Consider the following 15,019-nt stretch of genomic DNA (forward strand, 5'->3'; position numbering starts at 1 on the left):
CGGGGCTTTCCTCTCAAATTCTGCGATGAAAGCCCCGTTCATCTCGCTCAGGGACGGGTGAGGCGCACGTCCAGGGTGATGCCCTCCGTGGTGATCTCGCACGTCCTGAACGTGGTTTCGGCGACCAGCCCGCCGAACCGCGCCGGCGTGTAAGCGCGCCGCCGGAGCTGGCCGAGCGTCTGCCGGACACCGAGCGCGGCGAGTTTGCCGAGCTTCGTGCTCTCGACCTCACGCACGATGCCGGGCGGGCGCGAGTCTCTTAGTTCATGAGAGATCAGAGGTCGTTCATATACGGCACGGCCGTCTGCGCGTGGTCGGTCATCCACTTCCGCAGCGCGTGCGTGGCCAGGACGTCGTCCTCGTTGTAGCGCAGCAGCCGCTCCCGCTGGAGTTCGTCCGGGACACCGCCGTCCATGCCGACGGCGTCGCGGTACCAGCTCATCGACGCCTCACCGCCCGCTTCCGGATCGCGCCAGGTGAAACCGGCGACCGGGGCGATCACCTTGAGCCCCTTGCCGTGCGAGCACAGGAACTGGTCGGTGACGCTGCGGAAGAGGTCGATCCACTCCTCGGAGTCCACAAAGGACGCGATCTCGGCCTTGGTGGGAACGCCGGGGTGCTCACCGAACCGGCCGGCGGACCCGAAGAGCCAGCGGTTCTCGGCGAGCGCGTTGTAGCAGTAGGCACGGAAGGTCAGCCCCGCCGCGAGCGTGCGCTCGCGGACTTCCTTGAACCAGGCCCAGAATTCGGCGAACGACCGCGCCTCGTCCGCGGTCGGCAGCGGCTCCCAGGTCGCGAAGGCCCGGTAACCCTGCTCCATTCCGATGTCGGCTCCGGTCAGCAGCGAACCCCACAGGTACGCGCCGGAATCGCCGAAGCTCTCCATGTCGACATCGACCTCGACGTCACCGCGCGAGACCTCGATGCGGTCGACCTTGCGCACCATCGTGAGATCGGCGAGCCAGGCACGCGCGAGGATGATCGCGTCGGCGAAGGTACCGCCCGTCCAGTTCATCGGCGGCGGCTCGTCGGCCGGGTCGAGCGCGGCCAACTTGTCCACTGTGGACACTCCGGCGCGGCGGAGTTCCATCGCGTCCTCGCCGCGGACGACCAGGCTGACGTCGCGGGTTTCGGTGAGCACGACCTCGCACGTCGGCCACCAAGGGCAGCGACGGCATTCGAGGACACGCGACGGCTCGGCAAGTGGCTCTTCGCCTTCAACGGCTGCGCTCGCGATGGCGAGCCTGTCGGCGAAGCGGCTCTGGTACTCCGTCAGCGCGCTTCGGCCGCCCGGCCAGGTACCCGCGGACAGGTCGTGCCAGACGACGACATCCGCGTCGAGGCCGATGACGCCGCCGATGGCGCGGTGGCCTTCGTGCCTCCCGAGCGCTTCGAGCATCCGATAGAGGTGCGCGAGCCGCATTTGGTCACGCGGCTGCGAGCGGACCTTTCGCGCCGGATCGGGCAACCGGTTCGCCGGGTCGAGATCGGTCATCACCGTGGTCGGCGCGCCCGAACCGCGATCGGTGATGCGGTGCCGCACGACCAGCACCGGCACGTAGCCGTCGGCTGTGCGGATCAGAAGTTCTGAGCCGCCGCGACGGTGACCGGCACGGTCCACCGGGAGCAGGGCACCCCAGATGTAGTGCGCTTCGGCGGCGAAGGCCTCTTCGGTGAGTTGCACACGCTCGGCGGCGGGAAGGTCGCGAGGGATCTTTACCCAGCTCACGCCGGGTCCTGTCGCCTCCATCAGCTGCCGCACGATGGCCTCGCGATGCGCTGACGCGTCGTCGATCCGCTGCTGCGCGGCGGGGTCGGGCGGGGCGAGCGGGACCTCGCGCATCGCCGGATCGTGTTCGAGGTGCACGCGACGCCGGCAGCGGCTCACCGCTCCCGCGTCCAGTAGCACCTCGTTACTCACAGACAACACTCTAGAAGGCGACCGGCAAGCCGACATGCCCGCCACTTCGGGGACCAGTAAGTTCGTCTGTGACACAGCGTGGGAGGTGCCATGGCGCGCAAGGCCAAAGCCGTCGAGGCCGAAGGCAGGATCAACCCGAAGAAGGCGAAGAACGCCGTCGCGGTGGTCAAAGTGCTCGGTCCGGCCGTACTGCCGGTGATCGCGCCGTACGCCGTTCGAGCGGCGGGGGCCGCGCGAGAGCTCTACGACCGTTACCAAGCGAAGAAGCTCGGTGTCGCGGTCGACCAGCTCGGCGAATTCAGCGGACGCGGTGCCGCACTGCACGCGCGGATCGCCGGGCTGACGCAGGGACTCGCGGAGCTGAGGAAGTCCGCGAAGGCGACCGATGCCGACGTGTCCTTCGCGAAGGACACGCAGGGGACGCTGGAGCAGCTTTCGGCGACCGTCCGCGCTTCGGAGCGGATGCCGGCCGCGCGGCGGAAGGCGGCGCACCGGGCGGTGGCCGGGGAGCTGGACCAGCTGGAGGGAAAGCTGCTGCACCGCCTGGGGATCTGAGCGGTCGAGCGCCTCAAGTGCCATGAACGGTCCGTTACTTGCAAAATTTGCAAGTAACGGACCGTTCATGGCACGACCCGGTGCGTCCAGACGGGTGGTGAGGGTGATGAACTCAGCCGAGAGGTCTCCCCAAGGGCGCCCCGCGCCCGACGGAGACTTCACCCGTCGAGCGCCCTCTCTTGGGCCGAAGGCCCACGGAAACTCGATGAAGGGGCGCCTCCACTCCTACCGCGAGGTGAATGCGGAACGGCGCCCCTTCGGCGAGTTTCCGTCAGCGCTCGACAGATTAGCTGATGAAGCCCTTCTTCTTCATCCACTCATAAGCGACTTCGCCTTGGTCACGGCCGTCTACGTCGACCTGCTTGCACAGTTCGATCATCTGCTGGTTGTCGATGGCCGCGGCGACGGCTTCGAGCGGGGCGCGGAGTTCCGGGTGCTGCTTCAGGAAGTCCGAGCGCAGCGTCGGCACGGCGTTGTACTGCGGGAACGCCTTTTTGTCGTCCTCGAGGACACGCAGGTCGAGTCCGGCGATGCGGCCGTCGGTCGTGAAGATCTCGCCGATCGGGCAGGTCCCGCTCGCGACGGCCGAGTAGATCGTGCCGATGCCGAAGTTCTTGATCACCGGGTTCTGGAACCCGTATGCCCGCACGGCGGCGGGGAAACCGTCCTGGCGGCTGGTGAACTCGGTCTCCAGGCAGAACACGCCCTGGTCGGGCTTCTGCTTGAGGAACGCCGCCAGGTCCGAAGTCGTCTTCAGGTTGTTCGCCGCTCCGTAGGCTTCAGTGACCGCGAAGCCGTACTGGTCGTTCAGCGGCGAATAGTTCAGCCAGGTGACGCCGAACTTCGACTCGTCGGCCGCCTTCGTGGCTTCGTACTGGGCTTGTTCCCCACCGGGGACGGGAAGTTCGTTGCCCTGGTAGTTGATCCAGCCGGTGCCGGTGTATTCCCAGGTGACGTCGGTCTGGCCGGCGAGCAGTGCCTGCCGCGACGAGTTCGAGCCCTTGATGTCGGTCAGGTCGATGACGTCCGCGCCCGCCGCGGAAAGCGCCATTTCGGCCATGTAGCCCAGGATGATGTTCTCGGTGAAGTCCTTGGACCCCACCGTCACCTCGACACCCTTGAGCGCCTCGATGGGCTGGATCGAACCGGGTTCGATCTTGTACGGCAGCGCGGTGTTGACCTCGAGCCCGCAAGCGGAAAGCGTGCCGCACAACAGGACTGTGCCGAGAATCGCCTTCAATCGCATGTCAGCGCAGTCCCTTCGGTCCGAAGAACTGTTCCGCGACCGCACCCAGCCAGTCCACCAGCAGTGCCAGCGCGACGGCGAGCACCGAACCGGTGATCAGCACCTTCGTCAGGTTGAGCTTGTAGCCGGTGTCGATGAGCAGGCCGAAACCGCCGGCGTTGACGAACATGCCGAACGTCGCCGTGCCCACCGCCAGCACCAGCGAGGTCCGCAGGCCGGCCAGGATCAGCGGGACGGCCAGCGGGAACTCGACCCGCCACAGCACGCCGGAGGCCGACATGCCGATGCCGCGACCCGCGTCGATCAGTGCGGGGTCGACCTGTTGCAGGCCGACCATCGTGTTCCGCAGCACCGGAAGCAGCGAGTAGAACGCCAGCGGCAGCGCCGCGACCCACAGCCCGCCGGTCGCACCGGTGACGATGAACCACAGCACCAGCACCCCGAGCGCGGGCGCGGCCTGGCCGATGTTCGCGACCGCCAGGAACACCGGTGCCGCCCACTTCGCGTACGGCCGCGTCACGAGCACGCCGAGCGGCACCGCCACGGCGACCACGATCGCGGTGACCACGACGGTCATCGCCAGGTGGTCACGCAGCGCTTCGAGTAGCCCGGTGGCGTTGAGTGTCGCCTTCTCCGTGGCGGTCAGGTCGCCGGCGAACACCCAGATCAGCACGCCGGCGACGATCAGCAGGACCACCGCGGGCTGGGCGAACAGCCGGACCCGTTCGGCGCTTCTCGACGAGGACTCGGTGGTGAACCCGGTATCGACGGCCGTCATGCGGTCACCCCTTCCGCCGGGTTGCCGTCCGAGTGCTCCTCGCGCAGCTGCTGGATCGTCGAGATGACGGTGTCGAGCTCGATCGTCCCGGCGTACTCGCCGCGAGCGCCGGTCACCGGGACGCTGCCGCCCTCGGCGAGCATGGCTTCGAGCGCGTCCTGCAGCGTCGACTGGAGGCTGACCGAGTCACGCAGCGGCTTGCCCGCGGTGGCCAGCGACGTCGCCGCGGTCAGCTCGCGGACGTGGACCCATCGCATCGGACGACGGCGCTGGTCGAGCACCAGCACGAAATGCTTCCGCTGCCGGGTCAGTTTCTCGCGCACGTCCGACGGCGATTCGCTGACCGCCGCCGTCAGGGCGTCCTGCTTCAGCTCGACGTCGCGGACCCGCAGCAGCGTCAGCTGCTTCAGCGAGGCACCGGCGCCGACGAAACCGGCGACCGTGTCGTCGGCCGGGTTCGCGAGGATCGCGTCCGGGGTGTCGTACTGGAGGATCTTCGACTGGTTGCCGAGCACCGCGATCTTGTCGCCGAGCTTCACGGCCTCGTCGAAGTCGTGGGTGACGAAGACGATCGTCTTCTTCAGTTCGGTCTGCAGCCGCAGCAGTTCGTCCTGCAGATTTCCTCGGGTGATCGGGTCGACCGCGCCGAACGGTTCGTCCATCAGCAGGACCGGCGGGTCCGCGGCGAGCGCCCGCGCGACGCCGACACGCTGCTGCTGCCCACCGGACAGCTGACGCGGGAAGCGGTCGCGGAAGTCGGCCGGGTCCAGCCCGACCAGGTCCATCATCTCCTCGACCCGGTCGTTGACTTTCTTCTTGTCCCAGCCGAGCAGACCGGGCACCACCGCGATGTTCTGCGCCACGGTGAAGTGCGGGAACAGCCCGGCCTGCTGGATCGCGTAGCCGATGCGACGGCGCAGGGTGTCGACGTCGAGCTTCAGCGCGTCGTCACCGCCGATGGTGATCCGGCCGGACGTCGGCTCGATCAGCCGGTTGATCATCCGCATGGTGGTGGTCTTGCCACAGCCGGACGGGCCGACGAAGACCACGATCTTGCCGGCGGGCACCACCATCGAGAACTCGTCGACCGCGGGCTCGCGGGTGCCGGGGTAGCGCTTGGAGACGTTCTCCAGCTCGATCTCGACGCCGGATACGGTTTCAGGCTGCTCAGCCACGGACACCCCTCGAGACGGTCAAACGATTGATCAGGACGTAAACGGCGTCGAGGACCAGCGCGAGGACGACCACGCCGAGCGTCCCGGTCAGCGCCTGGTTGAGGGAGTTCGTGCTTCCCGCGTTGGTGAGGCCGGAGAAGACCTCCGAACCGAGGCCCGGGCCCTTCGCGTAGGCCGCGATGACCGCGATGCCCATGAGCATCTGCGTCGCGACCCGCATCCCGGCGAGGATGGCGGGCCAGGCGAGCCGTAGCTCCACCCTGGTCAGCACGCCGAACCGGCCCATACCGATGCCGCGTGCCGCGTCACTGACCGCTGGATCGACGCCGCCGAGCCCGACGATCGTGTTCCGCACGATCGGGAGCAGCGCGTAGAGCACGAGGGCGATGACGGTGGTGTTCGCGCCGAGGCCGAAAACCGGGATGAGGAGGCCTAAGAGGGCGAAGGAGGGGACGGTGAGGATCGTGCTCGCCAGCGCCGTGGCCACGGCCGACCCGATCGGGCTGCGGTAGACCGCTACCCCGATCACCACGCCGAGCACGGCGGCGATGATCGTGCACTGCACGACCGCGCTGACATGGAGAAGCCCTTGAAGGGCGAGTCTGTCCCACCGATCCGAGATGTACTCGAAGAGGTTCATCGCGTGCTGGTTCTCCCGCCGCCTCTAAGTGAGAGTCCTCACCCATTCGGAGTAGCCGTATCGGGAGCCTGACTACCCAAAACGTGTGCGGCCAAACCCCGGTTTACCGCCTTTTATCCCGTAAACCTTCCCCATTCGGCCTAAATGGGCAAACGCAGGCGCCGTCCCGCGGTGTCTTTCCCACTGCTCACCAGCCGGGAGGACGTCGACCGCTCGGCCGGATGTCGCATACCCTTCACCTCGTGAGCAAGGGCAGCCATCACCGAAGCGCGTTACGCGTTGTGCGTGGCGGCTTGCTCGGCGTGAGTTCCGCGGCGCTGGCGGTGACCGCTCACGTCGTGGGGGACGGCGAAGTACCCGATGCGGCGATGACGATGTTGCTCACCGTGCTCATCGGCTGGAACGCCACCGCGCTCGCCGCGAAGGCGCGCGGACCGCTCGCCACGATCGTCGACCTCGGCGCGGGCCAGGTCGTGATGCACCTCGTGCTCAGCTCCCTGAGCAGTCACGAACTGAGGCACGACGAGCCCGCTCCCGTCTCGGGCGGGCTCGCGATGACCGTGGCCCACGTCGTCGCGACGCTGGTCACCGCGCTGCTGCTGGCCAAGGCCGACGGACTGCTGCTCGGCGTCCTCGCCTGCCTGCGCGTGCTGGTCCCGTTCATCCTCAACGCGCTTCCGGTGCCCGCCGCGGCGGGCACGCCGGTGCTCGCCCGTCCGGCGGGTCCCGGTCACCTCGTCCGCGTGGACCTTCGCCGGGTCCACGGCAGGCGCGGCCCCCCGCTGCTCTCCTGAACCCCAGCTCGTCCCCCGTAAACCGGCGAGGTCCCCGAACCCGCCGTCTCAATCACGTTCAGGAGTCTTCGTGTCCAAGCACGTCTTCCAGCGCGCCGGTTTCCTCGCCGCCGCCATCGGTGCCGCCGGTCTGCTCTCGGCCGGGGTCGCCTCGGCCCACGTCACCGCCAACGTCTACGGCCCCCAGCCCGAAAAGGGTGGCTACGGGTCGATCTTCTTCCGCGTCCCCAACGAGGAGAAGGACGCCGGCACGGTGAAGGTCGAGGTCACCCTCAAGCCCGAGTACGCGCTCAGCTCCGTGCGCACCAAGCCGATCCCCGGTTGGAAGGCCGAGGTCGTCAAGTCGAAGCTGCCCGCCCCGGTGACCACCGCCTCCGGCACTCAGATCACTGAAGCCGTCACCAAGGTGTCGTGGACCGCGGAGCCCGGCACCAAGATCGCCGCCGGTTCGGCCGAGTTCCAGGAGTTCCAGATCAGCGCTGGCCAGTTCCCGGCCACCGTCGACGCGCTGGAGTTCCCGGCCACCCAGACGTACGAGAACGGCAAGGTCGTCGAGTGGAACCAGCCGACCCCGGCCTCCGGTGAAGAGCCGGAGCACCCCGCGCCGAGCGTGAAGCTCGCCGAGAAGAGCGGTGACGGGCACGGTGGTGGCCACGGTTCCGACACGAAGGCCTCCGAGGAATCGCACGCTTCTTCGTCGTCGTCCGACAACACCGCCCGCTGGCTCGGCGGCGCGGGCCTGGTCGTCGGCGCGCTCGGCCTCGGCGTCGGCGCCGGTGCCACCCTGCGCGCCCGCCGCGCCACCGCGGCCGCCTCCACCAAGAGCACCGAGGAAACCGAGTAAATGCGTAAGGCGCTCATCGCGCTGGCGATCACCGGGGTGGCGTGGCTCGCCACAGCCACCCCGGCGCTGGCGCACAACGTCCTGATCTCCTCAGACCCGGCGAAGGGCGCTTCGCTCGCCGCCGGGCCCGCGAAGATCACCCTCACGTTCGACCAGTACGTCCAGAACGCGAACGTCAACCAGATCGCGGTCATCGGACCGGGCGGCGGCCAGTGGGCCGAAGGCCAGGTCGAGGTCCGCGACAGCGTCGTGTCCGTACCGCTGCGGCCGCTCGGCCCGGCGGGCGAGTACAAGATCGGCTTCCGGATCCTGTCCGCGGACGGGCACGCCGTGACCGGTGAGGTGCCGTTCACGCTCACCGCCGCGGGCGCCGGGACACCGGCGACCGCCGACGCCGCGCGCAGCAACGCGGGCCAGGCCGAGACGACCCCGGCGACCGGCGGCGAAGGTTCGTCCGGGGTACCGATCTGGGTGTGGATCGCGGGCGCCGTCGTGCTGCTCGCCGTCGGACTGACCGTCGCACTGCGCACCGGCGCGGGCGACAAGGAGAAGAGCGGGTCATGACACAGGCCGAGACCACCTCGCGCGCCCGCGTCGCCGTCCTGTTCTGCGTGGTGGCGGCGGGGATCGTCGGTGCCCTGATCGGCGTCGCGCTGACGGCCACCACCCCGGTCCCCGGGGTCGCGCAGGTCAGCGAGGTGGTCTCGGTCTCCATCCCGATCGTGCGGGTGCTGCTGGACATCTCGGCGGTCGCCACGATCGGGCTGGCGCTGCTTTCAGTGCTGGTCGGCTACGACCGGCCGAAGCTCTCCGAGCCGATCATGCGGATCGCGCGGCCCGCGAGCGTCGCGGCGGCGCTGGTCTGGGCGACCACCGCGCTCGTCGCGCTGATCCTGCAGACCGCCGAATACCGGCCGGGCTCCAGCACACTGTCGATCTCGGACGTCGGGAGCTACATCGCCGATGTCGGCGCGGGGAAGGCGCTGCTGATCGTCGCGGTGCTGGCGTTGCTGCACGCGGGACTCGGCGTCCTCGCGCTGAAACACGGCGAGAAGGTGCCCGCCGAGGTCCGCGTCGGACTGGGCCTGTTCGCACTGCTGCCGCTGCCGGTCACCGGGCACGCGTCGAACTGGAACTACCACGACTACACGATGATCTCGATGGAACTGCACGTGATGAGCGCGGTCGCCTGGACCGGCGGGCTCGGCGCGATGGCGGTGCTGCTCGTCGGGAACCGGACACTGCTGGCGCACGCGCTGCCGCGGTTCTCCAAGCTGGCGACGCTGTGCCTGATCCTCGGCGCGGTGACCGGCCTGTTCAACGGGCTGATCGAGATCACGCTCAACCCGTCGCTCGGTTTCTGGGAAGGCGTGTTCACCACGCCGTACGGGCAGTTGGTGCTGCTCAAGCTGTTGTGCACCGGGGTGATCGCGGGTCTCGGCGCCTACACGCGCTGGAAGCTGATGCCGCGGATCATCCGGCACAACCGGACGGCACTGGCCGCGTGGGCGACGCTGGAGCTGACCGTGATGGGGTTGGCGTTCGGGTTCGCCGTCGTCCTCACTCGCGCGCCGGTCGTGCCGACGAGCTGAAGGGGACTTTCCCCGCATCTCACGCGGCGAAGGGCGCTTTCCCCGCATCGCATGCGGGGAAAGTCCCCTTCAGCCAGGCGGTGGCCTTGCTCCATCTGGCCGCATTTGACCGGTTTCACTGTCCTCTTCGGATCGTCACCGGAATGCTCTACGCGATCGCTGGGGTAACCCGAAGAGGGGATAGTGGATGGGCAGCCCGATGCCGGGTGAAAGTGAAGTCGGCACACCGCAGGTACCGCGCCAGCGTTCGGCGGTGAGGCTCACCAGGCAGGTGAGTTCGGGGCCGCGTCAGCTCCCGCCCGCGCCGGCGCATTTCACCAACCGTACGGCCGAACTCACGCTGCTCGAGAAGCTGCTGGCCAAGGACGACACCGACGCCGACCGGCCGTCGCTGCACCTGATCAGCGGACAGGGCGGCATCGGGAAGACGGCGCTGGCCACCGCGTGGGGCCGTCACGTCGGTGACCGTTTCCCGGACGGGCACCTCTGGACGGATCTCGGCGGCTTCAGCACGAACGGCCCGCTCTCCGCGAGCGAAGCACTCGGCCGGTTCCTCCGCGCGCTGGGCGTCCCGCCGGAGGGGTTGCCCTCGGAAGTCGAGGAACTCGCCGCCCTGTACCGCACGACGACCGCCGAGCGGCCGCTGCTCCTGCTGCTCGACAACGCGGCCTCGGCCGAGCAGGTGCTGCCGCTGCTGCCTTCCTGCGGGGAAAGCCTCGTGATCGTGACTTCGAGGCGCCGCCTCGGCAGGCTCCAGGCCGAACATCGCGCGAGGCTGATCGAGCTGGCTCCCTTCGGCTCCGCGCACAGCGCCGAGCTGCTGGGTCGCGCGCTCGGCGCCGAGCGGGTCGACGCCGAGACCGACCAGGCGCGCGCCATCGCCGAGCTGTGCGGCGGCCTGCCGATCGCCCTCACCACGGTCAGCGCCAAGCTGGCTGGACGGCCGAAAATGTCGTTGGAGAAGATCGCCACCGAGCTGGGGAAGGAATATCGTCGACTGGCCACGCTCTCGACGAAAGAGGCGCAATCGGTGGAAGCCAGCTTCAACCTGTCCTACGACGAACTTCCCTCGGACGCGGCCGCGCTGTACGCGGCGCTCGGGCTGCATCCCGGTCCCGACTTCGGCGTCGGAGTCGCGGCCGCGTCGATCGCCGTCCGCCCGGAGGTCGCCGACGACCTGCTTGACCAGCTCGTCGACGTCGGGCTGCTGATCGATCGGGGTGACGACCGGTACACGTTCCACGACCTCGCGCGGCTGCACGCCAAGGAGAAGACGTCGGGCAACGAGTACGACCGCGACATCGCCGTGCGCCGCATGCTCGAGTGGTACCTGTTCGCGGCCTCCGCGACGGCCGGCTTGACCACGCCGGACCAGGACACGATCCCGTACCGCTACGAGTACCGGCCGTCGACGCGGGCGTCGTTCGATTCGTCCGAGGAAGCACTCGCCTGGCTGGAGCTGGAACGCGAGAACCTCATCGCCGCGGTCCAAACGGCCCACGAATGGCAGCTGCCGGAGCTCGGCTGGCAGCTCGCCACCGCGATGTGGCCGCTCTTCCTGCTGCGCAAGCACTATCCGGACTTCCTGCGGGTGAGCGAGATCGGCGTCCACTGCGCGAAGGCCTGGGGCAATACCTCCGCGGAGGCGTTGATGCGCAACCGCGCCGGCGCCGCCTGCCGCGGCACCGGCCGGTACGACGACGCCGTGCGGCACTACCTGGCCGGACGCGACGCGGCCCGGACAAGCGGGGACCACGTCGTCGAGATCCGGTCGGTGGAAGGGCTCGGTCTGGTCGCACTGCAACAGAGCAGGCTCGACGAAGCGATCGAGTGGTTCACCGAGGACCATCTGCTCAGCGAGCGGCAGGAACGCCCGCACGACGTCGGGCTGGCGCTGATCAATCTCGGCGCGACCCGTGCCAGGGCCGGACAGGTCGAGGCGGCGATCACCGACCTCACCCGTGCTCGCGACACTCTCGACGGCGACGACTACAACGTGGCCCGCGCCCGGATCGAACTCGGCCGCGTCCTCACGGCGAGCGGGGATCTCGCGGGCGCGCGGGCCGAAATCGAACCCGCCCGCGCCACCATGGAGGCCAGCGGGTCGCGGTTCGAGGTGGCCAGGGCGCTGTCCGCGTTCGGCGAGATCGCCGAAGCGGAAGGCGAGCCCGAAGAAGCCCGGCGCCACTACGACAAAGCTTTGCCGATTTTCGTCGGGCTCGGCCGCCCGGAAGCCGACGCTCTGCGTACGCGTTTGGAACAACTGTGACTCGAAGGCACCGATCGACGAACAACCACGGGATGAACTGAGCGCGCCATTTAACGGAGCGTAGCTGCAAGTTGCACATTTGGGGGAGCCTTGGGCCAGGAGAAGTGATTAGCCCGGGCGAATTCGTCACCGATTGATCGCTGATTTCGGGCAAGCGACGAACGGTCATTCGCCGTCGGCGAATGCACGTGCAGAAACCTTTCCCTGGTGACTCACCGATACCGGTTCCAGCGGGCGCCGGTGTGCCCGTTCCGGAGATCGTCCAGCCGTTTTCGCAGCTCATCACGCACGCTGGGGTGACTGCGGAGAATCGGGAGAACACTCGTGGTGAGCTTCAGTTCACGGATCGCGCGCAGTACCGGGAACCCGGACCACGTGGTCACGTCGAATCCGTACCGCTCGGCGAACACGCGATAGCGAGCGGGTGGATCACCGAACCGTTCATGGCCGACGGCGAGCGGCGTCAGATCCCATTCCGGCGGTCCGACGCAGGACGAATCGAAATCGCACAGTACCGGTCCGTCCGGTCCTCCGATCACATTCCCGGTGTGCGCGTCCCCGTGGACAAGGGCCCGCGGCAAGGGAAAGTCGAGCGTCGCGAGCGCGGCCTCGACCTCGGCACAGCGTTCGAGCAGGAACCGCCGGTCGCCCGATGACAGCTCCTCCGCGTCCGAAACCCGGGCGCGGACCGCGGCGAACGGCGCCCATTCGGCGAGCCCCTCGGGCGGCTCGAGCGCGTGGACCCGGCGCAGCAGCGCGGCGAGGTCCGAGGACTTGGCCTTCCGGCCGGTGGACGGCACTTTCCACCACACCGTCACGAGATGGTCCCCGACCGGCAGCGGCTGGTCGAGGCCGGGAAGCAGGCGGATGGCGGGCACGTCGTGCCGTTCGAAGTGCCGTGCGACCCGCACGACCGTGCCGGCCCGGTGCCTCAGCAGGGTCGAGCCGACGATCCGGACGACGAACGGCGCGCTCGCCAGTTCGTAGACGGCGTTGTTGGTGAACCTCAGCAGCCGGGCCTCGGCGGGGTCCACGCCCAGCAGCTCACAAGTCCGCCCCAGGACATCGCGCAGTTTGCCGGGTGTGAACCGGCCGTCCAATCCTCGCTCAGGCGGCGTAGAAGGAGTTGAGGCGATCGGCGAGGTCACGGGCGTCGGCGTTGTTCCGGCGGCGCTCCGCCTCGACCTGCAGTGGTCGCATCCGGTCCTTCACCCGCTCCGACTTGATGCCCTCGGCACAGTCGACGGCCTTCGAGCCCACCTTGGCGCCGTGATCGAGATCGCCTTCGAGCAGGTGGTTCGTGGCCAGCGCGCTGAGCATGAACGTCTTACTGCGGGCCATGTCGTCGTCGTAGAACTCGACGGCCTTCGCCAGCGCCGGGATCGCGTACTTGGTGTGCTCGGCGTTCTTCGCGGCGAGCACCGTGTGCACGGTGCCGATCATGGCGTAAACGTCGGTCTCGGTGAAGAACTTGACCCAGGACTCGGCCTCGGCCAGGTCGGCGCGGGCGAACTCGTCCTTGCTCCGGCCGAGCAGCTTGGTGGCCTGCTCCTCGTTGCCCATCATCGCGTAGGCCCACGCCTCGTTGGCGCAGAGCACGGCGACCGCCAGCTCGGAGCCCGATTCCTGGGCGGCGATCTGGCCGAGCTGGAACAGTTTCAGCGCGTCGTTCGGAGCGTCCTGGTGCAGGTAGACGCGGCCCATCCGGTACAGCACGTTGGCCACCAGCGGATGGCTGTCCCCCTGTTTGGCCAGGTCCAGCGCGTTCGCGAAATGGCCGCGTGCGGAGTCCATGAGGCCGGTGTCGAAGGATGTCCAGCCCGCCAGGCTGTGCAGGTCGGCCAGCGCGACGTACAGGCGGTTCTTGACCATTTCGGTGCCGGTGGACTCGAGCATCTGCTGTCCCCAGGACAGCTGCGCGACCACGGCGTCGCGGCAGAACCCGCCGCCGTACTGGTAGTCGAGGGACCGGAGCGCTCTGGTCGCGGCTTCCACCTGACGGACGTCGGTCATGCCGATCCGCCCGGGAGCGGGCGTCTTCGCCGGCCCGGAAGACCAGGTACCCGATTCGGGACCGAATACCGCCGCACCCATCGTGACCTGGGCGGCGTGCGCGAGGAACCTCCGTCGCTTCACGGACTCGTCCTCCTCCGCCTGCTGGCCGTCGGCAGCGCCGACGACCTTTATCGCTGTCGCCTCGTCATAGGCGAGACCCATGTATCCCCGTGGGACACCAAGGCCGTCAGCGATGCGGGTGAGCACGTCGTACGCCATCACCTGGCGACCCTTGAGGATCTCGGACACCTCGGACTGCGATTGGCCGGTCATCGCGGCGATCTGGCGCTGCGAAACACCGTGCTTGCGCAACAGCCGGTAGACGGAAGAGATCTCCCGGGTGGCCAGTGCGGCTCGCATCTCCGGCTGCTCCCAGGCATCCGGCGGCACGGGGTGACTCTGGCGGCTCTTGGAGTCCGAGCCGGCGACAGCGCCGCCACCGATACTGGCGTCCATTGCGCCCCCTCACAGTTCCGTTGGGGTCGAGAAACAGCGTAAGCACACTTATTCAACCGTGCGAAACACCGAAATGCCCGTCGTGATCGGCCCGGCAGAAGTCGTTTGACCGCTTACCGTGAAACCTCGTCCGGTTACCGCTATGACGGCGGTTCGACCTTCTATCGCACTCGGTTTCACATCACTGTAGTTGTCAGATCTCAGTGACCGACCAGCCACCGGCAGCGATCACAGAGAGCTACCAAGTCTCCGAACCTCCTACAGGTGCGGATACGCGGTCAGGAAGACGACGTGGAACGAGAGAGCGGAGAAGAGCCAGTGGAGTTCGTGGACTCGATCGCAACAGGCTCCATCACCGCGGGACGGCCCGGTATGGCGACGCGCCACCTGCGTGCGGCCGGCCCCGCCGGTCAGCAGGCGGTCGCCGTCGCGCCGGGTGCCAACCGTCCGGTCTCCCCCTCCGCGGCGGTCGACCCTCGTACCGCGAGTGTGCGCCGTTACGAAGGCGGACAACTGGTCTGGCGCGTGCAGTGCGGCGATCTCATCAGCCGCGAGCGTGCCGTCACCGTGTTCGTCGAAGACAACCAGGTGGTTCTCGTCTCGCCGCCAGGAGAGACCGCGCGCCTGACGTCCGGCCAGCTCGGACAGCTCAGGGCAGCGCTCAACGAAGCCGCCAAGATGGCGGAAAGGTGAC

15 protein-coding genes are annotated in these 15,019 nt (G+C 68.3%); 7 read left to right on the forward strand and 8 right to left on the reverse strand.

Translation table 11 applies throughout. The features are described 5' to 3' along the window. Window positions 1–47 precede the first annotated feature (47 nt). Together ACM6LU_RS05415 and ACM6LU_RS05420 are read right to left on the reverse strand one after the other, a co-directional pair. On the reverse strand, window positions 48–236 hold the full coding sequence (locus ACM6LU_RS05415; protein WP_414936427.1) for a hypothetical protein: 189 nt from the start codon (window positions 234–236) through the stop codon (window positions 48–50). 38 nt (window positions 237–274) lie between these two features. Then, entirely contained in the window at window positions 275–1,921 is a 1,647-nt protein-coding gene (locus ACM6LU_RS05420; protein WP_414936428.1) for a TM0106 family RecB-like putative nuclease, read from the reverse strand. Window positions 1,922–2,011: 90 nt separating this feature from the next. On the opposite strand from ACM6LU_RS05420, the gene ACM6LU_RS05425 reads away from it, so the two are divergent. Beyond that, a complete protein-coding gene (locus ACM6LU_RS05425; RefSeq protein WP_414936429.1) occupies window positions 2,012–2,476 on the forward strand; it encodes a DUF6474 family protein in 465 nt (154 codons plus the stop codon). Window positions 2,477–2,762: 286 nt separating this feature from the next. On the opposite strand, the gene ACM6LU_RS05430 is transcribed toward ACM6LU_RS05425, so the two are convergent. Genes ACM6LU_RS05430 through ACM6LU_RS05445 form a run of 4 tightly spaced genes read right to left on the reverse strand, consistent with a single transcriptional unit; the run spans window position 2,763 to window position 6,315 of the window. Then, window positions 2,763–3,722: a glycine betaine ABC transporter substrate-binding protein gene (locus tag ACM6LU_RS05430; RefSeq protein ID WP_414936430.1), complete on the reverse strand. Its 960-nt coding sequence runs from the start codon at window positions 3,720–3,722 to the stop codon at window positions 2,763–2,765. A gap of 1 nt (window position 3,723) precedes the next feature. Next, window positions 3,724–4,500 (reverse strand): ABC transporter permease, encoded by a 777-nt coding sequence (locus ACM6LU_RS05435; RefSeq protein ID WP_414936431.1) that lies wholly within the window; start codon window positions 4,498–4,500, stop codon window positions 3,724–3,726. Continuing rightward, window positions 4,497–5,681 carry an ABC transporter ATP-binding protein gene (locus ACM6LU_RS05440; RefSeq protein WP_414936432.1) on the reverse strand — a complete coding sequence of 395 codons (1,185 nt, stop codon included), beginning with the start codon at window positions 5,679–5,681 and terminating at the stop codon, window positions 4,497–4,499. Before ACM6LU_RS05440 ends, ACM6LU_RS05435 begins: the two co-directional genes overlap by 4 nt. Beyond that, window positions 5,668–6,315 carry an ABC transporter permease gene (locus tag ACM6LU_RS05445; protein ID WP_414936433.1) on the reverse strand — a complete coding sequence of 216 codons (648 nt, stop codon included), beginning with the start codon at window positions 6,313–6,315 and terminating at the stop codon, window positions 5,668–5,670. The genes ACM6LU_RS05440 and ACM6LU_RS05445 overlap by 14 nt, the downstream gene beginning before the upstream one ends. Window positions 6,316–6,617: 302 nt before the next feature. Between ACM6LU_RS05445 and ACM6LU_RS05450 the strand changes: the two genes are divergently transcribed. The 5 genes from ACM6LU_RS05450 to ACM6LU_RS05470 all read left to right on the forward strand — a co-directional run bounded on the left by ACM6LU_RS05450 (window position 6,618) and on the right by ACM6LU_RS05470 (window position 11,814). Next, complete coding sequence (locus tag ACM6LU_RS05450) at window positions 6,618–7,109, forward strand: hypothetical protein (protein WP_414937095.1); 492 nt, start codon at window positions 6,618–6,620, stop codon at window positions 7,107–7,109. Window positions 7,110–7,179: 70 nt separating this feature from the next. Beyond that, window positions 7,180–7,953: a YcnI family protein gene (locus ACM6LU_RS05455; protein WP_414936434.1), complete on the forward strand. Its 774-nt coding sequence runs from the start codon at window positions 7,180–7,182 to the stop codon at window positions 7,951–7,953. Continuing rightward, on the forward strand, window positions 7,954–8,517 hold the full coding sequence (locus ACM6LU_RS05460; protein ID WP_414936435.1) for a copper resistance CopC family protein: 564 nt from the start codon (window positions 7,954–7,956) through the stop codon (window positions 8,515–8,517). Continuing rightward, complete coding sequence (locus ACM6LU_RS05465; protein ID WP_414936436.1) at window positions 8,514–9,545, forward strand: copper resistance D family protein; 1,032 nt, start codon at window positions 8,514–8,516, stop codon at window positions 9,543–9,545. Before ACM6LU_RS05460 ends, ACM6LU_RS05465 begins: the two co-directional genes overlap by 4 nt. Before the next feature lie 253 nt (window positions 9,546–9,798). Further along, a complete protein-coding gene (locus ACM6LU_RS05470; RefSeq protein WP_414936437.1) occupies window positions 9,799–11,814 on the forward strand; it encodes a tetratricopeptide repeat protein in 2,016 nt (671 codons plus the stop codon). A gap of 212 nt (window positions 11,815–12,026) precedes the next feature. On the opposite strand, the gene ACM6LU_RS05475 is transcribed toward ACM6LU_RS05470, so the two are convergent. Both ACM6LU_RS05475 and ACM6LU_RS05480 read right to left on the reverse strand, forming a co-directional pair. Further along, window positions 12,027–12,914, reverse strand: coding sequence for a phosphotransferase family protein (locus tag ACM6LU_RS05475; RefSeq protein ID WP_414936438.1), 888 nt, complete (start codon window positions 12,912–12,914; stop codon window positions 12,027–12,029). A gap of 7 nt (window positions 12,915–12,921) precedes the next feature. After that, window positions 12,922–14,325, reverse strand: coding sequence for a tetratricopeptide repeat protein (locus tag ACM6LU_RS05480; RefSeq protein ID WP_414936439.1), 1,404 nt, complete (start codon window positions 14,323–14,325; stop codon window positions 12,922–12,924). A gap of 318 nt (window positions 14,326–14,643) precedes the next feature. Here ACM6LU_RS05480 and ACM6LU_RS05485 point away from each other — a divergent pair, with 318 nt between their 5' ends. Next, entirely contained in the window at window positions 14,644–15,018 is a 375-nt protein-coding gene (locus tag ACM6LU_RS05485; protein ID WP_076163933.1) for a hypothetical protein, read from the forward strand. The last annotated feature ends 1 nt before the right edge of the window (window position 15,019 follow it).

Origin of the sequence: Amycolatopsis sp. cmx-11-51 (assembly GCF_047608665.1) — a bacterium.
In the GTDB taxonomy this organism is placed as follows: domain Bacteria; phylum Actinomycetota; class Actinomycetes; order Mycobacteriales; family Pseudonocardiaceae; genus Amycolatopsis.